Consider the following 22,194-nt stretch of genomic DNA (forward strand, 5'->3'; position numbering starts at 1 on the left):
CGGATACCGCTATGCCGGAAGCTGTTGGCTCGAACAATGGAAACTGCCGCCGCCCATGATAATCCCGCGCGCCGATACGCCGACGGTACGACGATCTGGGAAAAGATCGGCGAGTGCGGCGACCGCGAGATCGTCATTGGCGACGTCATAGGTGGGGACCACAACAACGCGGTTGCCGATGTAGAAGTTCATATAACTTGCTGCGACAAGTTCCCCGTCGATGACGACGCGGCCGGGGGAAGGGATGGGCACCACTTCGATGCCAAACGCCTTGGCGCGCGCGCGGGCGTCGGCATAGATAGCGGCGTTGGGGTCGTTGCCGCCGGCCGCTACCGGAATGGCCAGCCGTCCTTCGCCAATGAACCGGGCGAGATTGTCGACATGGCCATCGGTATGGTCGCCGACCAGACCTTTGCCCAGCCACAGGATACGATCAATGCCGAGGTCATCGCGAAGTCGCGCTTCAATGTCGGCCTTGCTGAGCTGGGGGTTGCGATTGGGATTGAGCAGGCATTCCTCGGTCGTGACGGCGAGGCCGGTGCCATCCACATCTATCCCGCCACCTTCGAGCACCCAATGGCATTTGCGGATGGGCAGGCCCGTATCGGCGGCCAGCTTTGCGCCAATTTCGCGGTCGCCGGACATCACGAACTTGCCGCCCCACCAGTTGAAGTCGAAGTCGCGCGCCTCGCGGCTTCCGCCTGTACCGACGACAATTGGGCCGGTGTCGCGCAGCCAGATATCGCCTAGCGGATGCTGGACCAGCCGCACATGGTTTGACACCAGCGCCGCCGCCGCGCGCATACTGTCGGCATCGCGCACGACCAGCCTCACCTCTTCGCCGCGCCCGCTATCGGCGAGGGCGTCGGCAAAGGCGGCCAAATCGCGCCGCGCCGCGTCCATATGTCCCGCCCATTCCTCGGCAATGTGCGGAAAGCCGATCCAGGTCGCCTGATGGCGTGCCCATTCAGCGGGCATACGCAGCGTCACCGGCCTATTTCCGGCTGGCGTCGCGCACCGCGCGGAATTCGTCGCCTTCGACCCAGTTGGGCCATGCTTCGCTCATCGCCAGCATACGTCCGACAGCATAATAGAGCCGCAGATCCGCCATCATCCCGTCCCAGCTGGTAATCGCGCTCATGTCATCCGACGGGGCGTGATATTGTTTTTCTGTATAGTTCGCTGCCCACGCCTTGCCCGCTGCGGTGCCGCCCTCGAGCAGGTCTTCGCCGCCATCGAAATAGATCATCGGCACGCCCAGTTTGGCGAGACTGAAATGGTCGGAGCGGTAATAGAAGCCTTTTTCAGGGGTAGGCTCGGTAACCAGTACGCGCTTGTCGCCGGTCGCTGCCTTTTCGAGATAGGCGTCCAATTCGGACTTGCCGCGCCCGATAACGATTACGTCGCGCGACGCCCCTGCGCCGGTCAGCGCGTCCATATTGACGCCGCCGACCGTGGTGGCGAGCGGAAACACCGGATTTTCGGCGTAATATTTAGACCCCAGCAGCCCCGATTCCTCTGCGGTAACGGCAAGGAAGATCAGGCTTCGGTCGGGCGCACCCGCTTTCGCATGTGCCTCGGCTAGCGCCACCAACGCGGCAGTTCCGGTCGCATTATCGATCGCGCCGTTGCAGATATCATCGCCATTCACTGCTTCGCACCGGCCCAAATGGTCCCAGTGCGCGGTGTAGAGCACATGTTCGTCGGGGCGGTTCGCGCCTCGCAGAACACCGACAACATTCCTCGACATTTTACGGGTGATGTCATTGTCGAGCGACAGCGATGCTTTGACGCCGGTAAGCGGCACTGCCTTGAAGCCCTTTTTCTTGGCGGCTTCGCGCAGCGCGGCAAAATCCTGTCCGGCACCGGCGAACAACGCCTTCGCCTTGTCAAGTTGGATCCAGCCATTGGCCGCAGTCTCGTTTGCGCCATTGTTCTCGGAAGCAGCCAGATATTGCGTGCCGGTCCAACTCGACTGGACCACATTCCAGCCATAGGCGGCCGGTTCGGTGTCGTGGACGATCAAGGCTGCCGCCGCGCCCTGCCGTGCGGCCTCTTCATATTTGTACGTCCAGCGGCCATAATAGGTCATCGCGCGGCCGTTGAATTCGCCTTTGGCTTCCTTGGTTTGCCAGTCGGGATCATTGATCAAGATAACGACGGTCTTGCCCTTTACATCGATTCCGGCGTAGTCGTTCCAGCCTTTTTCGGGGGCGTTGATGCCATAGCCGACGAAGACGACGTCGCTATCCTTCACTTTGACGCTTGGCTGGACGCGGTAGCTGAACGCGGCAAATTCTTTGCCATAGGCGAGCGAGAGCGGGGTCTTGCCGCCCGTAAAGGTGAGCGGGCTAATATTTTTTGCCGTCATTTCAACCAGTGGGACATCCTGCGTCCAGCTGCCCTTGTTGCCCGGCTGTAGTCCCGCTGCCTTAAAGCGCTCAATTAGCAGCGCGACGGTCTTTTCCTCGCCCGGCGTGCCGGGTGCGCGTCCTTCAAATTCGTCGGACGCGAGCTGGCCGGTTACGTCCTGCATGGTCTTGAGCGAGATTTGGGGAACGGTGACGTCGGGAATGGCGGAGGCGTCGGTCCCGCCTGTGGTGCAAGCGGTAAGCAGTGCGGCAGATGCCAGGGTAGGCGCGAGAAATTTCATCGGGACGCTTCCTATCGGGAAATTCGAAGGTGGTTCCTGCCAGTGGGGAAGGGTTCGTGCAAGAGAGGGGATGAACCAGCACGCTTCTCCCAAACCGTTTGTCCCGAGCTTGTCGAAGGAGCGCAATTTCTTTCGTCCCGCTCAAGGCAATGCCAGCGCTTCAACAAGCACTGGGCAGGCGGAGTAGAGGGCTCGGCAGGAAGCCAAACGAAAAAGGGCGGCCCTGCAAGACCGCCCCTCTTGTATCGTTGATGCCGGATCCGGATCAGCGCGAATAAAATTCGACGACCAGATTGGGTTCCATCTTTACCGGATAAGGCACTTCGTCCAGCGTGGGTACGCGGGTGTAGGTGACCTTGGCCGTATCGGTGACGGCGACATAGTCGGGAATGTCACGCTCAGGCAGGCTCTGCGCTTCGGCCACCAGTGCCATATCCTGCGCCTTCTTGCCCAGGCTGATTTCGTCGCCGGGCTTCACGAGGCGGCTGGCAATGTTGCACTTCACACCGTTCACATAGACATGGCCGTGGCTGACCAGCTGGCGCGCGGCAAAGATGGTCGGTGCGAATTTGGCGCGATAGACCAGCGCGTCGAGGCGGCGTTCGAGCAGACCAATCAGGTTTTGTCCGGTATCGCCCTTCATGCGCGATGCTTCGATATAGTTTTTCTTGAACTGCTTTTCGGTGATGTCGCCGTAATAGCCCTTCAGCTTCTGCTTGGCACGCAGCTGAATGCCGAAGTCCGACATTTTGCCCTTGCGGCGCTGGCCATGCTGCCCGGGGCCATATTCGCGGCGGTTGACCGGCGACTTCGGACGACCCCAGATGTTTTCGCCCATCCGGCGGTCGAGTTTATACTTGGCGCTCTGGCGCTTTGACATATGTCACTCCATTTGCTGTGCCGCGCGCCACCATTGGAACGCAGCCTACGACCCGGACCCGCCCGCGATTTCATGGGAGAAAAAGCGCGACCGCCGCTGCACCGGGTGTGCGGGGTCAAATGCGAAGGCGCGCGGTTAGCGGGGGGTGCCTACAAAGTCAAGCGTGGCGGCGGAGAAAGCCCACCCCCTCGACAGCGAAGCAAAATCGGCTATGGCGCGCGCCATGTCAGAGCCGCTTGCGCCCGCCGATTGCACCACCATGACCGAAGTCCGCGCTGGCGTGGATGCTGTCGACCGTGAACTGGTCGCGCTACTTACCCGGCGCTTCGGTTATATGAACGCCGCTGCGCGTATCAAGACAGACCGCGATACGGTGCGCGACGAGGCGCGTAAGGCAGAGGTGCTGGCCAATGTCGCCCGCCATGCAGCGGCGGCTGGGCTCGATCCCGACCGGCTGACGGCAGTATGGGACGTGCTTATCGAGCAATCCATTGCGCACGAACTAGTGCGCTGGGACAAGCTGCGCGGATCGGCCTAGCTTCAGCCGCCGCCAAGTGGATCGTGGGTATTCTGCTTAAACTGCTGATTCTGCACATCAAGCTTGCCGCTGTCGCTCCGCTCTTCCACTGCCCATTCATCAGCGGTCAGGCATTTTCGCTTGCTCATGCGCGTGCCGGTGCGTCCGATATCGCGGCAGATCTTTTTGGGCTTTGCCGGAACCGCTGCGGGCGGGGTAGGGGCGGGGGCATCGGACGCGGCGAAGAGCAGAGCGAGGGCGGCGGTGATCATGGTTGGGGCTCCGTTGCGGAAATTGGCCTAACGGCAATGGCATCAGCCTAACCGCGTTTGCGCGGTCGGCCAAGTATCGAAATAATGCCATGCATCATCCGCACATCGTTGCTGGACCAGCCGGTCTTGGTCAGCATCGTACGAAGCGCGCGCAACGTTACCTTCTTGCGGTCCGCGGGGAAGAAATAGCCCGACGATTCCAGATCAGCGACAAAATGACCAATCAGATCCTCCATCTCGCCGTGCGGGGCGGGCGGATCGAGGTCCACGACCGTTGGCTGCGCCAGCCCGACATGCTTGGACCATTCATACGCGTTGATGATCACAGCCTGCGCCAAATTGATTGAACCGAATTCTGGATTGATCGGGATCGTGACAATGCTGTGCGCCAGCGCGACATCGTCGCTTTCAAGCCCCGAGCGTTCGGCGCCAAACACCAGTGCGCATTGCCCGGCTTCGGCGTGGATCTCTTTTGCGGCAGCCTCGGGCGTCAACACCGGCTTGGTCACCCCGCGCCGTCGTACCGTGGTCGCATAGATATGCGCGCAGTCAGCGACTGCATCGGCCAGTGTCTGATAAACCTTTGCTTCCGCCAACACATTGTCAGCGCCCGAAGCAGCAGGTCCGGCGTCGGGATTGGGCCACCCGTCGCGCGGCGCCACAAGCCGCAAATCGGTCAGCCCAAAATTGAGCATCGCACGCGCAGCCTTGCCGATATTCTCGCCCAGTTGCGGGCGGACAAGGACGATGGCGGGGGGCGGGGCCACACCCATACGTCAGGTTTTGCGCGGCGCGGCTTCGCTTATACTCGCGGCGAATTCCTCAAAATCGCGGGCATCGGCGAAGTCACGATAGACGCTGGCGAAACGAATATAGGCGACGCTATCGATACCCTTGAGCGCTTCCATCACCATAGCGCCGATCTGCGACGCGGTGGCCTCGGTTTCGCCGCTGGTTTCCAGCTGACGCTGGATGCCTGATACCAATCGTTCAATACGAGCGGGATCGACCGGGCGTTTGCGGCAGGCAATACCAACGGATCGCAACAATTTTTCACGGTCGAATGGCTCGCGCCGTCCGTCTGCCTTGATGACGGCCACTTCGCGCAGCTGGACGCGTTCAAAGCTGGTGAAGCGCGCGCCGCAATCCTCACATTGCCTCCGCCGCCGGATTGCCGCGCCATCCTCGGTCGGGCGGCTATCCTTCACCTGGCTGTTGTCATGTCCGCAGTAAGGGCAACGCAATGCAGATCAGCCCTGATAGATGGGGAAGCGTTGGCACAGTGCGCGCACCCGGGCGCGAACACCGGCCTCGACGGCTGCATCGCCATGTTCGCCATGAACGCGCAACGCTTCGAGCACATCGGCGATCATGTCGCCAATTTCCTCGAACTCAGTAATGCCAAAGCCACGCGTCGTGCCGGCCGGCGAGCCCACGCGGATGCCGCTGGTCTTCATCGGCGGCAACGGGTCATTGGGAATGCCGTTCTTGTTGCAGGTAATCGCGGCGCGCTCCAGCGCCTCGTCGGCATCGCGGCCGGTGACGCCTAGCGGGGTCAGGTCGACCAGCGCGAGATGCGTGTCGGTGCCGCCCGCGACCAGATTGGCCCCGCGCGCTTTCAGGCGCGCCGCCAGCGCCTGAGCATTGGCCACAACAGCGCGCGAATAATCCTTGAATTCTGGGCGCAACGCTTCGCCGAACGCCACCGCCTTGGCGGCGATAACGTGCATCAGCGGGCCACCCTGCAGGCCCGGGAACACTGCTGAGTTGATGCGCTTTGCAATCGCTTCGTCGTTGGTCAGGATCATCCCGCCGCGCGGCCCGCGCAGCGTCTTGTGCGTCGTCGTCGTCACTACATGGGCATGCGGCAGCGGCGAAGGGTGGACACCGCCTGCGACCAGGCCGGCAAAATGCGCCATATCCACCATCAGCAATGCACCGACATCATCAGCAATCGCGCGGAAACGGGCGAAATCGATAGTGCGCGGATAAGCGCTGCCGCCCGCGATGATCAATTGGGGACGATGCTCGCGAGCGAGCCGTTCGACCTGTTCAAAATCAATCAGATGGTCATCGGCCTTCACACCATATTGAACGGCGTTGAACCATTTTCCCGACTGCGCTGCCTTTGCCCCGTGAGTCAAATGGCCTCCGGCATCAAGGCTCATTCCCAAAATGATCGCGCCGGGTTTGGTCAGCGCCAGCATCACCGCGCCGTTGGCCTGCGCCCCAGAATGCGGCTGGACATTAACAAAGCCGCAGTCGAACAGCGTCTTGGCGCGCTCGATTGCCAACGTTTCGACCGCGTCCGACGGGGCGCAACCTTGATAATAGCGCTTGCCCGGATAACCTTCGGCATATTTGTTGGTGAAAACGCTGCCCTGCGCCTCCAGCACCGCCTTCGACACGATATTCTCGCTCGCAATCAGCTCAATCTGATATTGCTCGCGGTCGAGTTCGCTCGCCAGCGCGGCAGCCACGGCAGTGTCAGTGGCGGCTACACCGTCGGTGAAGAATCCCGCAGCGCGGATGGCGGGGCGATCGAGTGTAGCGGTGGTCATGCGGGCGTCTCCAGCGCAGGGGGATGGGTAAGTTTGCCGACACGCCGCACATGGCGATCGCCGGCAAAAGTGGTGGTGAGGAAAGTCTCGACGCAGGCGCGCGCCATGTCACTGCCCGTAAGCCTTGCGCCAAGCGCTATGACATTAGCGTCATTATGCTCGCGCGCCAGCCGCGCCGACAAAGGTTCCGACACGCGCGCGCAGCGGCAGGCGGGGTGACGGTTGACGGCGATGGAAATGCCGATGCCGGATCCGCATAAGGCAATGCCGAAATCGGCTTCACCAGCCGCGATATGCAAAGCGAGCTTATAGCCATAGTCGGGATAATCGACGCTGTCTGTGCTTTCCGGGCCCAAATCGGTCACTTCGTGGCCGCTAGCGCGCAGCCATGCGATCAGCTCGGCCTTCAAGCCAACTGCTGCATGGTCCGAGGCGATGGCAAGGCGCATGGTGGCTCCGTCACACTGGGCGAGAATCGTCTGGCGAGGCTTTAGGCGAAGCGCTGCACCTTGACCATAAGCGAAGGTGGCACTTTTGTTTCGGCGCGTTAAATCGGCGTAATGACGGATACCATCCTTGCAATCTTGATGTTGTCTGGCTTTGCGCTCGGCTTCGGCGCAGCCATCATCTTCCGGCGCGGCGATAATCGGCGCGCGATCCTGATGCTGCTCGCCGCGCTGGTGATGTTTGCCAATGTCGCGATCTGGCTGGCCCCGTTGCCTCCTATTTGATCGGCGAATCCGGCGCGAGTCGCATATCCAGATAGTTATCGAGCGACTTCATCAACTGTTCGAGTTCGAACTCGAAGAAGTGATTGGCGCGTGGAATTTCGTCATGGTGGATGGTGATCCCGCGCTGCGTGCGCAGCTTATCGACCAGTTTCTGCACCGACGCAGGCGGGACAATTTCATCTTGCAAGCCCGCAACGATGATGCCCGACGAAGGACAGGGGGCAAGGAAGCTGAAGTCGTACATATTGGCGGGAGGCGCGACCGACAAGAAACCACGAATTTCGGGACGGCGCATCAGCAACTGCATCCCGATCCATGCGCCAAAACTGAAACCGGCAACCCAGGTGGTCTGCGCTTCGGGATGAATTGACTGTACCCAATCAAGCGCCGAGGCGGCGTCACTGAGTTCGCCGATGCCGTTGTCGAATGTTCCTTGGCTGCGCCCGACTCCGCGAAAATTGAACCGCAGTGTGGCAAAGCCGCGCGCAACAAAGCTTTTGTACATTGCCTGAGTGATGCGGTCATTCATCGTGCCGCCGCCTTGCGGGTGGGGGTGCAGAATGAGCGCAACGGGCGCGCGTGGACGCGGCGGCGGAGAAAAGCGGCCTTCGATCCGGCCTTCGGGACCGGGAAAAATCACGTCGGGCATTGCTGACCTTTTCTTTTGTGGGCTGCGAACCGGAGGCGCCAGCGGGGGCTGGCGAGGGCAGGGAACGCGCTATATAGAGAATTGGTTGCAGAACGCAACTTTTGCGAATCGCTCGCAACAAGGTTTATTGCCCGGCATGCTTTATCTCGATTACCAGGCCACCACTCCGCTTGCTCCAGAAGCGCGCGCGGCGATGCTACCGTGGTTGGCCGGACCGGGCGATGGCGATGGCTTTGCGAATCCCGCGAGCAATTACCGCGCCGGTCGCGCGGCGGCGGCGGCGGTAGAGGTGGCACGAGATCAGGTGGCGGCGCTGCTCCCTTCAGGTGGCCGCCTCTACTTTACCAGTGGTGCCACTGAAGCCATCAACTGGGCGCTATTTGCAGCGCAGCGCCACTACAGTGCACCCGTGGCCGGCACTGCCATCGAACATGCCGCAGCAATCCAATGTCTGGAACGGTTGAACGGCGCGCTGTGGCCGGTCAATCATGCCGGCATAGTTGCGATCCCTAATGAAATTGCACCCGGCACGATTGGCGCTTGCATGCTGGTCAACAATGAAGTCGGGACTATTCAGCCAGTCACGATGTTCGCCGATGCCGTTCATGCCGCTGGCGGTCTGCTATTGTGTGACGCCGTGCAGGGTTTTGGTCGCATGGTGATACCCGAAGGTCCCGATTTCATTGCCGTGACAGCCCACAAAATCCATGGCCCCAAGGGCATTGGCGCTTTGTGGGTCAAAGACGGCGTGCATCTGCCCCCGTTTCTGGTCGGCGGTGCGCAAGAAGAGGGCATGCGGTCTGGCACGGTGTCGCCCGCGCTGGTCGCGGGTTTCGGCGCAGCGGCAGCGTTGGCGGCGGAGCGGATCGATGCTGACGCGGTGCATGTGGCGCAGCTGTGGGACCTCGCGACCGACCGGCTCAAGGACTGGACAATCAATGGCACCACCGGCGCCGATGAGCGCTATCGGGGCAATCTGAACATAAGGCGCGACGGTATCAATGCCGCGCGATTGTTGTCTGACGCGCGAGAGGTTGCCTTTTCGCTGGGAAGCGCTTGCGGCAGCGGATCGGGCAAAGTCAGCCATGTGCTGCGCGCTATGGGTCTGTCGGAAGTGCAGGCGCGATCGTCCATCCGGCTCGGCTGGGGACGATATACCACCGAAGCCGAACTGGACGCAGCGCTCGGCGCGCTGTTGGCGGCGGCAAAGCTACAGGGGCTGAACTGACCATGGTGCGCGTGACGTTTATCCAAGCCGACGGCGAGAATCGTATCGAGGCCGAGGCCGAAGCTGGCACCCGCCTACTGGAATTGGCGCAAGCACAGTTGCTCCCGCTCGAGGGGACCTGCGAAGGCCAGATGGCTTGTTCGACCTGCCACGTCATTGTCGCCAAGGAAGACTTTGACCGCCTGCCGCATGCCAGCGAGATGGAGGAGGATATGCTCGACCTCGCAGCGGGCGCCAGGCGCACCAGCAGACTGGCATGCCAGATTGTCCTGGAAGATTCGCTGGACGGGCTGACCGTGCATATTCCTGCCGAAAGCCGGAATATGCAGGGACGCTGATGGCCTAACCCAAAGCCAGCAGCCCGATTGCGACAGCGACCCAGAAAACTGCCATAATAATGAATGGCTTGGAAAAGTCAGGAACCGGATCACTGCGAACATGCAGCACGGTTCCTTGCGCAACGGGTTCGCCTTCCTGGGTTAGGCGGTAGGGCACAGGATCAGCCTTTAACAGCGCTGCAGCCAGCTGCGCTGCGGTCAGCAAGGTGTCCAACTGGCAGCCGAAAAATGGCGGTGCCGCCCATTTGACTTCAGCCGAAACCAAACCCTTATCAGGTAACTCCACCTCAATGACATCGCCAACGGAAAGGAGCTGACTGTCGGTTTCCAGCAGCAATCCGTTTTCGGCAATATTGCGAACGCGAACATTGACCAATCGCCCGTCGGCGTCTCGCAGCTCAATTTCCAGCCGCAAAGCCCGGCGGCCCCGGCTAGCACGGCGGTCGGCGATTTTCGCGGCAAGGGCTGCTGTGAATTTCATGGCGCGGCTCGCCAGCAAAAGCTGACCGAAACAGGTAAACAGATGGTTAACAACGTCGACGGCGTCGGCACTGATCCGTCAGAACAACTGTAGCGACGGCAGTTCGCTGCCTGTCTTGCAATTCGGCCGCGCCCCCGCCATATGCGCGCCGGGAGTCGGGCGGACGTGGCTTTCGCCAACCCGGTCAGGTCCGGAAGGAAGCAGCCGTAACGAATTTCGCTGCGGGTCGTTCCGGCTCCCACCCTTTCCACTATCGCTATTGCGCCCAGCGGGTCTAAAGACCCATGCCATGAGCGATTCCGCCGACGATGATATGCCCATGATGGGTTTGGGGCTGGACGAACCGGCGCAACCCAAGACCGAAGCTGTTGGCGGTGCCTATCGTGTACTGGCGCGCAAATATCGACCACAGACTTTCGCCGAGCTTATTGGACAGGATGCGATGGTCACAACGCTGGCGAACGCCATAGCCCGCGACAGGCTGGCGCATGCGTTTCTGATGACTGGGGTGCGGGGCGTTGGCAAAACATCGACCGCGCGGCTAATCGCCAAAGCTCTGAACTGCATTGGCCCTGACGGGCAAGGTGGGCCTACGATCGATCCGTGCGGGGCGTGCGAGCCGTGCCGCGCCATTGCCGAGGGGAGGCACATCGACGTCATCGAAATGGACGCCGCGTCAAACACCGGGGTGGACGATGTACGCGAGATTATCGAGGCGGTGCGTTATGCCGCCGTGTCAGCGCGCTATAAAATCTACATCGTCGATGAAGTACACATGCTGTCAAAGAATGCCTTCAACGCCCTTTTGAAAACGCTCGAGGAACCGCCGCCGCACGTCAAATTCCTGTTCGCCACAACCGAGGTGCAGAAGGTGCCAGTGACGGTGCTGTCGCGCTGCCAGCGCTTCGATCTGCGCCGTATCACCCCCGCGATGTTGTTTGATCATTTCGCGGCGATTTTGACAAAGGAAGGCGTCGAGGCCGAACCGCCCGCCATTTGGTTGATTGCCAATGCTGCCGAAGGATCGGTGCGCGACGGGCTGTCGATACTCGATCAGGCGATCGCCCATGCCGACTTGGAAAGCGGCGGGCGGGTTACCGCGCAGCAGGTGCGCGCGATGCTCGGCTTGTCCGATCGGTCGGGCATTCTCAACCTGCTCGGCGCGGTGCTGGCTGGCGATGCCGGCGCGGCGATCGATCAGGCGCGCCAGCACTATGCGCTGGGGATTGAACCCATTGCGCTGGTGCGCGGGATGATGGATCTGGTGCACGCGGTCACGCTGGCAAAGGTCGCTAGGCACGAAGACAGCGGCTTGCCCGACGAGGATCGCGCGCGCATGGGTGACTGGGCGGATCGGTTGACGCACGGCCAGCTCCACCGGTTGTGGCAGCTTTTGACGCGCGGCCATGACGAGGTGCTGCGGGCCAATACGCCGCTCGATCATCTGGAAATGCTGTTGCTTCGCATTGTGCATGCGGCCGCAATGCCCGATCCCGGCGAGCTGGCAAGAATGCTTTCGAACGGCGTGCCTGCACCAGCATCTGCAATCGCGGCGTCATCACACACGGTTGCCGAAGGGCCGTCCGACGCAGCCGCAATCCATGCGCTTCTCGAGTCAGCGCAGCGTCATCGGCTTGCGGTGCAATTTCATGACCACGGCCGCGTGATTGGGCTAGGTGACAATGTGTTGACGCTGGCGCGCGCACCAGGCATCGACGATGGTGCCGCGCGCGAACTCGCTGATGCGCTGCACGCAGCGACCAGCCAGCGCTGGCGTGTCGAACTTTCCGATGGCGAGGGCACGCCCAGTCTTGGTGACAGCAAAGCTGCCGTGGTGCGGGACAGCGAGAACGCCATCCGAGAACTTCCCGTGGTCAAGGCAGCCCTAGCGGCATTTCCGGCAGCGCGGATCCTCCCCCCCGAAACTGAAAGCAGGAAGGCATCATGAATTCGTTTGAGGAAATGATGAAAGCGGCGCAGCAGGCTGCGGCCACGGTGCAGGCGCAAATGGCCGAAGCACAGGCAAAGCTCGACAGCGTAGAGGTCGAAGGCGTGTCGGGCGGCGGATTGGTCCGCATCCGTGCCTCCGCCAAAGGACGCATCATCGCCATCAGTATTGATGACAGTCTAATGGTCGCCGACGAGAAGCAAATGCTGGAGGATTTATTGGCCGCTGCATTTAATGATGCCCGCGAAAAGGCCGATGCCGCGAGCGGTGAAGAACTGGGCAAGGCGACATCGGGGCTGCAATTGCCGCCAGGATTCAAGCTGCCGTTTTGAAGCGGGGGCGCGGCGGGTTGAAGCCGTGCGGATGAATGCCATATTAGGCGTTACCGTGTAAATTGCGGGCGGCCCAAAACAATGCCGCGACCGCGCGAGGAGCCAGATTTGACCCAGACATTCCCCCTGTTGCCGCTGCGCGACATTGTTGTGTTCCCGCAAATGATCGTGCCCCTGTTTGTCGGCCGCGATCGATCAGTCGCTGCGCTTGAGGTAGCGATGGAGAGCGACAAGGAAATTTTTCTCGTTGCGCAGCTCGACCCGGGTGAGGACGATCCCGAGCGCGACGATCTTTACGACCTTGGCGTGATTGCCTCAGTGCTTCAACTCCTCAAGCTGCCTGATGGCACCGTGCGTGTGCTGGTCGAAGGCAAGCAGCGTGCCAAGCTCGAGGCGCTTGACGCCTCGGACAAGGCAGTGATGGCGACGGTGACCTTGCTGGATGACGTCGCTGACGAAAGCAAAGAAACTGCGGCACTGATGCGCTCGGTGCTGGATCAGTTTGAGAATTACGCGAAGCTCAACAAGAAAATGCCCTCGGAAACGGCGGTGCAATTGTCGCAGATTGAAGATGCCTCGCGCCTTGCCGACGCGGTCGCGGGCAATCTGAACATCAAGGTGGCAGATAAGCAGGCGTTGCTGGTTGAGCCTTCGCCGGCGAAGCGCCTGGAAATGGTTTTTGCCTTCATGGAGGGTGAACTTGGCGTGTTGCAGGTCGAGAAGAAAATTCGCGGCCGCGTGAAACGCCAGATGGAAAAGAGTCAGCGCGAATATTACCTCAACGAACAATTGAAGGCGATCCAGCGCGAGCTCGGCAATGACGGCGGCGAGAGCGGAGACGACCTTGGCGAGCTGCAGGAAAAAATCGACAAGCTGAAACTGTCGAAGGAAGCGCGCGCAAAGGCCCTGGGCGAACTTAAAAAGCTGCGCGCCATGGCCCCGATGTCGGCGGAAGCCACGGTGGTGCGCAATTATCTCGACGCACTGCTTGGCCTGCCGTGGGGCAAGAAGTCCAAGCTCAAAAAGGACATTGCCGCGGCGCAGGCGGTGCTTGATGCCGATCATTACGCGCTCGACAAGGTCAAGGACCGGATCGTCGAGTATTTGGCTGTGCAGGCGCGCACCAATAAGTTGAAGGGCCCTATCCTATGCCTCGTCGGCCCGCCGGGTGTGGGCAAGACTTCGCTTGGGCGCAGCATCGCGAAGGCGACGGGGCGCGAATTTATTCGCCAGTCGCTGGGTGGCGTGCGCGATGAGGCCGAAATCCGCGGCCACCGGCGCACCTATATCGGCTCGCTGCCGGGCAAGATTGCCACCAACCTTAAAAAGGCGGGAACGATGAACCCGCTGTTCCTGCTCGACGAGATTGACAAGCTGGGTCAGGATTTCCGCGGCGACCCAGCATCGGCGCTGCTGGAAGTGCTGGACCCTGAACAGAACGGCAAATTCCAGGACCATTATCTGGAAGTCGATATCGATCTGTCCGACGTGATGTTCGTGACGACCGCAAACAGCCTCAATCTGCCGCAGCCGTTGCTAGACCGGATGGAGATTATCCGGCTCGAAGGCTATACTGAGGACGAGAAGGTCGAAATTGCGCAGCGCCACCTGATCGCCAAGCAGATCGAGGCGCATGGGTTAAAGGCAGGCGAATTTGAACTGGCCGAAGACGGGTTGCGGGCGTTGATCCGCCACTATACCCGCGAAGCCGGGGTGCGTACGCTGGAACGCGAAATCGCGCGTTTGGCGCGCAAAGCGCTGCGCCGCATTCTGGAAGGCAAGGCCGAAACGGTTACGGTCACGGGCGAAAATCTGGCTGACTTTGCCGGGGTGCAAAAATTTCGGCACGGCATGGGCGACAAGGAAGACCAGATCGGTGCCGTCACGGGGTTGGCGTGGACCGAAGTTGGCGGCGAGTTGCTGACGATCGAGGCCGTTACTGCGACTGGCAAGGGTCAGGTGCGTACCACCGGCAAGCTGGGCGAGGTCATGACCGAATCAGTGCAGGCCGCGCTCTCCTTTATCAAGGCGCGCGCACCCAGCTATGGCATCCGTCCCAGCGTCTTTGCGCGCAAGGATCTCCATATCCACCTGCCCGAAGGCGCAGTGCCCAAAGATGGTCCGTCAGCGGGCATCGGGATGGTCACGGCAATGGTTTCGACGCTGACCGGCATCGCGGTGCGCAAAGATGTCGCTATGACCGGTGAAGTTACGCTGCGTGGGCGTGTGCTAGCGATTGGCGGGCTCAAGGAAAAACTGCTGGCCGCATTGCGAGGCGGGATCGCCACAGTGTTGATTCCACAGGAGAATGAAAAGGATCTGGCAGAGATCCCGGCCAATATCCGCGAAGGTTTGAAAATCATTCCCGTTAGCCATGTCGACGAAGTACTGGCGCTTGCTTTGGTGCAGCCGATGGTCCCCATCGAATGGACTGAGGCAGACGAGCTGGCTGCATCGCCTGTCGCAGGGTCGCCTAGCGAAGGCGACATTCCGATTCGTCACTAAGCGCTTGCTTTTGCTGCGATGCAACAAGAGGAAAAATGGCATTTATGCGACGAAATGGCGATTTTTTGCTTTGACAAAGCCATGGGAAAGGCCGTTAGTGCGCGCCCATGACAAAGATGTCATGAATCAGATTCAACGCCAATAAGGGGGTTCCCAAGGGATGAACAAGCAAGACCTGATCGCCACTGTCGCTGACGCCAGCGGCCTTACGAAGAGCGATGCGAGCAAAGCGGTGGAAGGCGTGTTTGATGCCATTACTGCCGCGCTGAAGAAGGGCGGCGAAGTCCGTCTGGTCGGCTTCGGAACCTTTTCGGTCAGCAAGCGCAAGGCGTCGACCGGTCGTAACCCGCGCACCGGCGAAACGATGACGATCCCGGCTTCGACCCAGCCGAAGTTCAAGGCAGGCAAGGCGCTGAAAGACGCTGTCAACTGACCTGATCGGCGAAGTCCGAAAGGAATGAAAAAGGGGGGTCGCGGTCACCAAGCTGCGGCCCCCTTTTTGAATCCGCGTTGTTGGGGGGCAAACTGGGCATTGCAATTGGTTCGCCATAACCCTAAGGCGCGCGCCTGCAGCGCTTCTGGGCTGCGACGGGCGCGTAGCTCAGCGGTAGAGCACTCCCTTCACACGGGAGGGGTCACAGGTTCAATCCCTGTCGCGCCCACCATCCCCGCCGGGATTTTCTTGGACCCTGAATGCGGATCGTGCCGATGTCCGGCTGGACTGTCACAAAGCTGCGTTACCTATTCATGGGCCATTCAATGCGCTGCTGGCAAATCCCGCGCATGAACCGACCTATACTGCTTGCTGCTGCCTTGGGCGGACTTGCGTTGATCGCCGCACCTGCCGCTGCACGTGATGATCGTGAAGCGGAGTCGGCACGCGCCGCGGCAGAGCAGGGCCAAGTGCTGCCGTTGGGCCGGCTGGTGGCGATGGTGCAGGCACGCGCCCCCTATCGCGATATGGTCTATCTTGGCGGGCCGAAGTTTGACGAGCGTACGATGCGGTATGGCTTAAAGTTTTTGGATGGGAACAAAGTGATTGTGGTGTTCGTGGATGCGCGCACCGGCAAGATTGTCGGACGCCAGCCCTGAGACAGCGCCCCTTTTGCCACCCGCGCTGCGATGCTACCCGTGAAATGAGCAACAAGCCGCCCGTGGCGGTGCGAAAGGTGAAGCGATGCGCATTTTGATTGTCGAAGACGAACCCACGCTAGGCCCCCAGCTTAAATCGACGCTGGAGCAGGCGGGGTATGCCGTCGACCTCGCCACCGACGGCGAGGATGGCCATTTTCTTGGGTCAACGGAGAATTACGACGCGGCAATTCTCGATCTGGGTTTGCCCGAGGTTGATGGGCTTACCGTTCTCGACCGCTGGCGCAAGGAGAAGCGCAACTTTCCCGTACTGGTGCTGACCGCGCGCGACAGCTGGTCGGATAAGGTGGCCGGGCTAGATGCTGGCGCCGATGATTATTTGGCCAAACCGTTTCAGACCGAAGAGCTGATTGCCCGTTTGCGCGCCTTGATCCGGCGCGCTTCCGGCAATGCATCGAGCGAATTGGTGGCAGGCGACGTACGGCTCGACACGCGGTCGGGCCGGGTCACGCTAGCGGGCCAGTCAGTGAAAATGACCGCGCAGGAATTCAAGTTGCTGTCATATTTGCTTCATCACAAAGGCAAGGTGGTTTCACGTACTGAGCTGATTGAGCATATCTATGATCAGGATTTTGATCGCGATTCGAATACCATCGAGGTGTTTGTAACGCGCATTCGCAAAAAGCTGGGTGCCGATATCATCACTACTATTCGTGGTCTGGGTTATCAGCTTGACGACCCGCAGGGCTGATGCCCGAAAGCACCTCCACCAATAGCGGAGTCCTGGGCCGCGTCACCGGGCAGACCACAGGGTCGCTCAGCCGCCGAATGATCGGTATTGCGGCGCTGTGGATCAGCCTGTTGCTGTTGGGCGGAGGCTTCGCTTTGGATCGGGTCCTGACCGGGGCCATCACACGAAATTTTGATAGCGGGCTAGAATATGTTCTGCTGGCAATGATCCGTTCCGCAGAGATCGGGCCCGATGGCGAAGTACGGATGATCCAGCCGTTGGGGGACCAACGCTTTCTGGAACCCTATAGCGGGCTTTATTGGCAAATCAGCGGTAAGGGCCATGAGCCTTGGCCATCGCGGTCATTGTGGGACCGGCGGCTGGTTTCCCCGGAAGAGCACCGGGACGATGGCTTGCATGTATACGACAGCAACCAGTTTATCGGCGAGGAACTGCGCATTCTGGAACGCAATGTACAATTGCCGGGCAGTGCCACCAGCTGGCGGTTTCAGGTGGCGCAGTCGCGTAGCGTCTTGGATGAGCAAATTCGGGCTGTGCGGCGAACACTTTATCCCAGCCTCGGCGCGTTGGGATTGGGTCTTATCGTTCTTGCTGCGCTCCAGACAATCTACGGTTTGTGGCCACTGCGGCACCTCCGGGCAGCAATTGCAGCCTTGCGGGGAGGAGAGGCAGCGCGCTTGGCTAGGCCCATGCCGCTTGAGGTGCAGCCAGTTGTTGACGAACTCAATGCGTTGTTGGCGCACAGCGAGAAGCAAGCCGAAGAAGCGCGAACGCATGCGGGCAATCTGGCGCATGCGTTGAAAACGCCGCTGGCGGTACTGGTGTCGAGCGCGACATCGGCGACCCCCGAGCTTGCCGAAACGGTGCGGCGCGAAGCTGCCACGATGAAAAGGCAGGTCGACCATCACCTTGCCCGCGCGCGCGTGGTTGGACGTCGCGGTTCGGCGCAGGCGCGCTGTAATGTGTGGGAAAGTGTAAAGAGCGTCGAACGTGCGGTAGCCCGACTTTACCCGGACTTGCGCCTTGATGCGACCGGCGATGAGCGGCTTGAAGCGCGCGTAGAGCGACAGGATTTGGACGAACTGCTCGGCAACTTGCTCGAAAACGCTGCCAAATATGGTGGTGGCAGCGTTTTCGTTACCGTGGCCCGAGCGGAAGGCATGGCCGAAATCGCTGTCGAAGACGATGGTCCCGGGATTGCCCCAGCGGACCGGCTACGCATCTTTGATCGCGGCGTGCGTCTTGACAGTGCCAAGCCTGGCACCGGTTTGGGCCTTGCCATCGTGCGCGATGTTGCCGAGCTCTACGGTGGCAACATCCTGCTTGAAGATAGCGAGGATATGGGCGGGTTGCTGGTGCGGCTGCGATTGCCGGCGGGCTAGGTATCGCGCAGCCTTTCGTGGTGGCGGATGACTTCGTCGATAACAAAACGCAGGAATTTTTCGGAAAACTCGGGGTCCAGATTGGCATCGCGGGCCAGCTGGCGCAGACGCTCGATCTGCCGCTCCTCGCGCTGCGGATCGGCCGGGGGTAGGTCGAGGCGCGCTTTTAGCTCGCCTACAGCCTGGGTAATTTTGAACCGTTCGGCGAGCATGAAGACCAGTGCGGCATCGATATTGTCGATGCTCTGGCGATAACGCCCCAACTGGTCATCATTCATTGAAACCCTCCCTTGTCCCGATTGTCGTTGCCAAACAAGACCGCCCAAGGCAATGGCGAAGCCTATGAGTGCCGAAGTCCACCGCCTGCACGCCAACCGGCCACCGTCGCTTGACCCGATACTCGCGCTGGTGGCCAACGACATGCACGAGGTTAACGCCGTCATTCTTGACCGCATGCAGTCAGAGGTGCCGCTGATCCCCGAGCTTGCGGGTCATTTAATTGCAGGTGGCGGCAAACGCATGCGGCCGATGTTGACGCTGGCCTGCGCGCAATTGCTTGACTATCCCGGACGTCGCCACTGTAAATTGGCCGCTGCCGTCGAGTTTATCCATACCGCGACATTGCTGCACGATGATGTGGTTGATGGATCGGATTTGCGGCGCGGCAAGCAAACGGCCAACCTGATCTGGGGTAACAGCGCCAGTGTTCTGGTCGGTGATTTCCTATTTAGCCGCGCGTTCGAACTGATGGTCGAGGACGGCTCGCTCAAGGTACTCAAAATCCTCTCTCGCGCCTCGGCGGTGATCGCCGAGGGCGAAGTCAACCAGCTGTCAGCGCAGCGCCGGGTTGAAACCAGCGAAGACCAATATTTGGCGATTATCGGTGCAAAGACCGCCGAGCTGTTCGCCGCGGCCAGCAAGATTGCGGCTGTCGTTGCCGAATGTGATGAGGCGACCGAGGCGGCGCTCGATGCTTATGGCCGCAATCTGGGGATCGCTTTCCAGCTGGTTGACGACGCCATCGACTATGTTTCGGATGCCGCCACTATGGGCAAAGGCGTTGGTGACGATTTCCGCGACGGCAAGGTGACGCTGCCGGTTATTTTGGCGCATGCACGAGGCGATGCCGAGGAACGCGAGTTTTGGCGTCAGGCGATGATCGGTCACAAGGCATCGGATTCCGATCTGGCGCATGCGAAGGCGTTACTGACCAAACATGACGCCGTGACCGACACGCTGGCACGGGCCCGTCACTATGGCCAGCGCGCAGTGGATGCGCTCGGCGGCTTCCGCCCGAGTCAGGCGCGCGCGGCGCTGACTGAGGCCGTCGCCTTCGCGGTTGCACGCGCTTATTGAGTGATGACCAGCGTTGCAGCAGAGCTGCCGATCATGGCGGTGCTGCCGCAATTGTTGGGTGCGCTTTCGATCCGTCCCAATGCAGTGTTGATAGCGCCGCCCGGCGCGGGCAAAACCACGCGCGTCGCGCCCGCGTTGCTTGACCAACCATGGGCCGCCGGTGCCATCTGGCTGCTCTCGCCGCGTCGCCTTGCAGCGCGCGCTGCTGCCGAGCGCATTGCCGAGGAGTTGGGCGAGGCAGTTGGCGGGCGCGTTGGTTATGCGACGAGGCTCGACAGCAAAGTGGGTGCGAATACGCGGCTGTTGGTGATGACGCACGGGTTGTTTCGTAACCGTTTGCTGGCGGACCCCGAGTTGACCGGCGTGTCGGCAGTGCTGTTCGACGAAATCCATGAACGTAGCCTCGACAGTGACTTTGCGCTGGCGCTAGCAATCGATGCGCAGCAGGGGCTGCGGCCTGATTTGCGCTTGCTGGCCATGTCGGCCACGCTCGACGGGACGCGTTTTGCCGGAATGCTTGGCGGGGCGAGTGTGGTTGAGAGCAAAGGACAGTCTTTTCCGCTCGAGCTGCGTTACCTCGGGCGTCGGGTTGAACAGCCGCTGCCCGACGCGTTGCTGGGGGCTGTGCGGCAAGCGCTGGCCGATGGTACACATGGCGATCTCCTCGCCTTCTTGCCCGGTGCTGCGGACATAGAGCGGACGGCGGAGCGGGTTGAGGCCGCAGGATTGCCGTTGGTCGTGCACCGGCTGCACGGGCAGATTGATCCTGCGTTGCAGCGCGCCGCGCTGGCGCGCGACGGGGAGAGGCGGCGTAAGCTGATCCTCGCGACCAGTATCGCCGAAACCAGCCTGACCATCGACGGGGTCCATATCGTCATCGACAGCGGCATGGCGCGTCGGCCACGGCTAGACCGGGCAGCGGGGATGACGCGGCTGGTCACTGAACGCGCAAGCCAGGCGTCGGCGACGCAGCGTGCCGGGCGTGCGGCGCGGCAAGGGCCGGGCGTCGCATATCGGCTGTGGGAAGAGGCCGCGACCGCCGGGATGCTGCTGTTCGATCCGCCCGAAATCCACGAAAATGACCTAATGCCGGTGGTTCTGGATTGCGCCAGCTGGGGCATCGTCGATCCGCGCCAGTTGGCGTGGCTGGACCAGCCGACCCCGGCGGCCGTAGCGGACGCCCGCACGCGCTTGGAAGCGATTGGAGCGCTTGGTCCTGATGGGCGCATCACCGCGCATGGCAAAGGGCTGGCCGCCATTCCGCTGCCGGTACCGCTGGCGCACATGCTGACGGAGGCGCGGGACAATTGCGCGGCGGAGCTTGCCGTGCTGTTGACCGAGCCCGGGCTGGGCGGGCGCAATGCCGATATCGAGCAAAGGTGGCAAAGCTGGCGCCATGCGCGCGGCGAACGCGCCGAGAGCGCGCGGCGCTTGGCACGGCGTTTGGCGAAATTGGTCGGTGCTGACGCTGGTGCTGAACCAAGAACGGCCGGGGAGCTGCTGGCGTTGGCTTGGCCGGACCGGGTAGCACGCCGCCGTGACCGGGCGCGCGGTGAGTATTTGAGCGCAGGCGGACGCGCCTTCCGCCTCGATCCCGCCGATACACTGGCCAATCACGAATGGTTGGTAATCGGCGATGCACAAGGCCGCGCCGATGGCGCGCGCATATTGGCCGCGGCACCGATCGACGCGGGCATGGTGGAAGCCATGTTCAACGACCAAATCGATGAACGGCGGATTTGCAGCTTTGATCCGGCCAACGACCGCGTCGATATCGTCGCCGAGCGGCGCCTCGGCGCAATCAAATTGGCCGCGCAGCGGGTACCGCGCGATACCGGTGTCCTGGTCGAGGATGTTGCCGCGCGGGTCGACTATGTCCGCGCGCAGGGGCTGGCGGCTGTCGGCTGGGGCAAGGCAGCGCTGGCGCTGTGCCAGCGCGCCCACTTTGCCGGGGTCGCCGCGCTCGGTGATGCAGCGCTGCTCGATAGTTTGGAAGACTGGCTGGCGCCCGTGCTCGGGCGCACGCGGGGGCTGCGCGATATCCATGATAGCGCCCTGGTCGACGCTTTGCTGGGGCAACTGGACTGGACCGAGCGGCAGGCGATCGACCGCATTGCTCCATCGCATTTCACCTCGCCGACTGGTGCCTGTCACCTGATCGATTATGGCGCCGAGTGTGGGCCATTGGTCACCCTTCGCGTGCAAGAATTGTTTGGACTGGCCGTGCATCCGACCGTGGGTCAGCCACCCGTGGCGCTGGTTCTGGCGCTCACCTCACCGGCGCACCGTCCGATACAATTGACGCGCGACCTTCCGGGCTTTTGGCGCGGAAGCTGGCGCGATGTGCAGCGCGAGATGAAGGGGCGCTACCCCAAGCATAGCTGGCCCGATGACCCGGCGAACGCGCGGGCTTCGACGATGACCAAGGCAGCGCAGGCGCGGCGCGATGGGGCGACGTGAATCCGCTTTGCACCGCCTCCCCACGCGCTTATTGAGCGCGGCAACATTGCACACAGGA

General features: G+C 61.4%; 24 protein-coding genes, 1 tRNA gene and 1 other RNA gene. 15 read left to right on the forward strand and 11 right to left on the reverse strand.

What is annotated here, in order from left to right; translation table 11 throughout:
- Positions 1-9: 9 nt before the first annotated feature.
- The 3 genes from AC2TC0_RS08000 to rpsD form a co-directional block, all read right to left on the reverse strand.
- Complete coding sequence (locus AC2TC0_RS08000; RefSeq protein ID WP_484716979.1) at positions 10-990, reverse strand: agmatine deiminase family protein; 981 nt, start codon at positions 988-990, stop codon at positions 10-12.
- 4 nt (positions 991-994) lie between these two features.
- Positions 995-2,653, reverse strand: coding sequence for a M28 family metallopeptidase (locus AC2TC0_RS08005; protein ID WP_484716980.1), 1,659 nt, complete (start codon positions 2,651-2,653; stop codon positions 995-997).
- A gap of 265 nt (positions 2,654-2,918) precedes the next feature.
- Positions 2,919-3,533 carry a 30S ribosomal protein S4 gene (gene rpsD, locus AC2TC0_RS08010; protein ID WP_484716981.1) on the reverse strand — a complete coding sequence of 205 codons (615 nt, stop codon included), beginning with the start codon at positions 3,531-3,533 and terminating at the stop codon, positions 2,919-2,921.
- Positions 3,534-3,756: 223 nt separating this feature from the next.
- On the opposite strand from rpsD, the gene AC2TC0_RS08015 reads away from it, so the two are divergent.
- A complete protein-coding gene (locus AC2TC0_RS08015; protein WP_484716982.1) occupies positions 3,757-4,071 on the forward strand; it encodes a chorismate mutase in 315 nt (104 codons plus the stop codon).
- 2 nt (positions 4,072-4,073) lie between these two features.
- On the opposite strand, the gene AC2TC0_RS08020 is transcribed toward AC2TC0_RS08015, so the two are convergent.
- From AC2TC0_RS08020 to AC2TC0_RS08040, 5 genes are read right to left on the reverse strand one after another with little or no spacing between them, the layout of a single operon-like run.
- Entirely contained in the window at positions 4,074-4,322 is a 249-nt protein-coding gene (locus tag AC2TC0_RS08020; protein WP_484716983.1) for a hypothetical protein, read from the reverse strand.
- 47 nt (positions 4,323-4,369) lie between these two features.
- A complete protein-coding gene (locus AC2TC0_RS08025) occupies positions 4,370-5,095 on the reverse strand; it encodes an RNA methyltransferase (protein WP_484716984.1) in 726 nt (241 codons plus the stop codon).
- A 3-nt stretch (positions 5,096-5,098) separates the two neighbouring features.
- Positions 5,099-5,566 (reverse strand): transcriptional regulator NrdR, encoded by a 468-nt coding sequence (gene nrdR / locus AC2TC0_RS08030; RefSeq protein ID WP_484716985.1) that lies wholly within the window; start codon positions 5,564-5,566, stop codon positions 5,099-5,101.
- 6 nt (positions 5,567-5,572) lie between these two features.
- Positions 5,573-6,883 (reverse strand): serine hydroxymethyltransferase, encoded by a 1,311-nt coding sequence (gene glyA / locus AC2TC0_RS08035; protein WP_484716986.1) that lies wholly within the window; start codon positions 6,881-6,883, stop codon positions 5,573-5,575.
- Positions 6,880-7,332, reverse strand: coding sequence for an RpiB/LacA/LacB family sugar-phosphate isomerase (locus tag AC2TC0_RS08040; protein WP_484716987.1), 453 nt, complete (start codon positions 7,330-7,332; stop codon positions 6,880-6,882). The genes glyA and AC2TC0_RS08040 overlap by 4 nt, the downstream gene beginning before the upstream one ends.
- A gap of 111 nt (positions 7,333-7,443) precedes the next feature.
- Between AC2TC0_RS08040 and AC2TC0_RS08045 the strand changes: the two genes are divergently transcribed.
- Positions 7,444-7,614 carry a hypothetical protein gene (locus AC2TC0_RS08045; RefSeq protein ID WP_484716988.1) on the forward strand — a complete coding sequence of 57 codons (171 nt, stop codon included), beginning with the start codon at positions 7,444-7,446 and terminating at the stop codon, positions 7,612-7,614.
- Here the strand turns inward: AC2TC0_RS08045 and AC2TC0_RS08050 are convergent.
- Entirely contained in the window at positions 7,607-8,263 is a 657-nt protein-coding gene (locus AC2TC0_RS08050) for an alpha/beta hydrolase (RefSeq protein ID WP_484716989.1), read from the reverse strand. The two genes, AC2TC0_RS08045 and AC2TC0_RS08050, sit on opposite strands and share 8 nt — an antisense overlap.
- 136 nt (positions 8,264-8,399) lie before the next feature.
- Here AC2TC0_RS08050 and AC2TC0_RS08055 point away from each other — a divergent pair, with 136 nt between their 5' ends.
- Positions 8,400-9,491 carry a cysteine desulfurase family protein gene (locus tag AC2TC0_RS08055; protein WP_484716990.1) on the forward strand — a complete coding sequence of 364 codons (1,092 nt, stop codon included), beginning with the start codon at positions 8,400-8,402 and terminating at the stop codon, positions 9,489-9,491.
- Between the two features lie 2 nt (positions 9,492-9,493).
- Complete coding sequence (locus AC2TC0_RS08060; RefSeq protein WP_484716991.1) at positions 9,494-9,829, forward strand: 2Fe-2S iron-sulfur cluster-binding protein; 336 nt, start codon at positions 9,494-9,496, stop codon at positions 9,827-9,829.
- Between the two features lie 4 nt (positions 9,830-9,833).
- Here the strand turns inward: AC2TC0_RS08060 and AC2TC0_RS08065 are convergent, their stop codons facing one another.
- On the reverse strand, positions 9,834-10,328 hold the full coding sequence (locus AC2TC0_RS08065; RefSeq protein WP_484716992.1) for a PilZ domain-containing protein: 495 nt from the start codon (positions 10,326-10,328) through the stop codon (positions 9,834-9,836).
- Between the two features lie 129 nt (positions 10,329-10,457).
- Here AC2TC0_RS08065 and ffs point away from each other — a divergent pair.
- The 9 genes from ffs (at position 10,458) to AC2TC0_RS08110 (ending at position 18,320) form a co-directional block, all read left to right on the forward strand.
- Positions 10,458-10,556, forward strand: an RNA gene (gene ffs / locus AC2TC0_RS08070) — signal recognition particle sRNA small type.
- A gap of 43 nt (positions 10,557-10,599) precedes the next feature.
- Entirely contained in the window at positions 10,600-12,258 is a 1,659-nt protein-coding gene (locus AC2TC0_RS08075; RefSeq protein ID WP_484716993.1) for a DNA polymerase III subunit gamma/tau, read from the forward strand.
- Positions 12,255-12,590, forward strand: coding sequence for a YbaB/EbfC family nucleoid-associated protein (locus tag AC2TC0_RS08080; RefSeq protein WP_484716994.1), 336 nt, complete (start codon positions 12,255-12,257; stop codon positions 12,588-12,590). Before AC2TC0_RS08075 ends, AC2TC0_RS08080 begins: the two co-directional genes overlap by 4 nt.
- 108 nt (positions 12,591-12,698) lie before the next feature.
- On the forward strand, positions 12,699-15,095 hold the full coding sequence (lon, locus tag AC2TC0_RS08085) for an endopeptidase La (protein ID WP_484716995.1): 2,397 nt from the start codon (positions 12,699-12,701) through the stop codon (positions 15,093-15,095).
- Between the two features lie 160 nt (positions 15,096-15,255).
- The gene (locus AC2TC0_RS08090; RefSeq protein WP_484716996.1) at positions 15,256-15,528 is read left to right on the forward strand and encodes an HU family DNA-binding protein; all 273 of its coding nucleotides are present in this window, start codon (positions 15,256-15,258) and stop codon (positions 15,526-15,528) included.
- 157 nt (positions 15,529-15,685) lie between these two features.
- Positions 15,686-15,760, forward strand: a tRNA-Val gene (locus AC2TC0_RS08095).
- A gap of 118 nt (positions 15,761-15,878) precedes the next feature.
- On the forward strand, positions 15,879-16,187 hold the full coding sequence (locus tag AC2TC0_RS08100) for a PepSY domain-containing protein (protein ID WP_484716997.1): 309 nt from the start codon (positions 15,879-15,881) through the stop codon (positions 16,185-16,187).
- A gap of 85 nt (positions 16,188-16,272) precedes the next feature.
- Positions 16,273-16,938, forward strand: coding sequence for a response regulator transcription factor (locus AC2TC0_RS08105; protein WP_484716998.1), 666 nt, complete (start codon positions 16,273-16,275; stop codon positions 16,936-16,938).
- 77 nt (positions 16,939-17,015) lie between these two features.
- On the forward strand, positions 17,016-18,320 hold the full coding sequence (locus AC2TC0_RS08110; protein WP_484717479.1) for a sensor histidine kinase: 1,305 nt from the start codon (positions 17,016-17,018) through the stop codon (positions 18,318-18,320).
- Here the strand turns inward: AC2TC0_RS08110 and AC2TC0_RS08115 are convergent.
- Entirely contained in the window at positions 18,317-18,598 is a 282-nt protein-coding gene (locus tag AC2TC0_RS08115; protein ID WP_484716999.1) for a chorismate mutase, read from the reverse strand. The two genes, AC2TC0_RS08110 and AC2TC0_RS08115, sit on opposite strands and share 4 nt — an antisense overlap.
- A 64-nt stretch (positions 18,599-18,662) precedes the next feature.
- Between AC2TC0_RS08115 and AC2TC0_RS08120 the strand changes: the two genes are divergently transcribed.
- Positions 18,663-19,676, forward strand: coding sequence for a polyprenyl synthetase family protein (locus tag AC2TC0_RS08120; protein ID WP_484717000.1), 1,014 nt, complete (start codon positions 18,663-18,665; stop codon positions 19,674-19,676).
- A gap of 3 nt (positions 19,677-19,679) precedes the next feature.
- Complete coding sequence (gene hrpB / locus AC2TC0_RS08125) at positions 19,680-22,136, forward strand: ATP-dependent helicase HrpB (RefSeq protein ID WP_484717001.1); 2,457 nt, start codon at positions 19,680-19,682, stop codon at positions 22,134-22,136.
- The last annotated feature ends 58 nt before the right edge of the window (positions 22,137-22,194 follow it).

The sequence above is a fragment of the Sphingopyxis sp. sgz302558 genome (assembly GCF_057220455.1).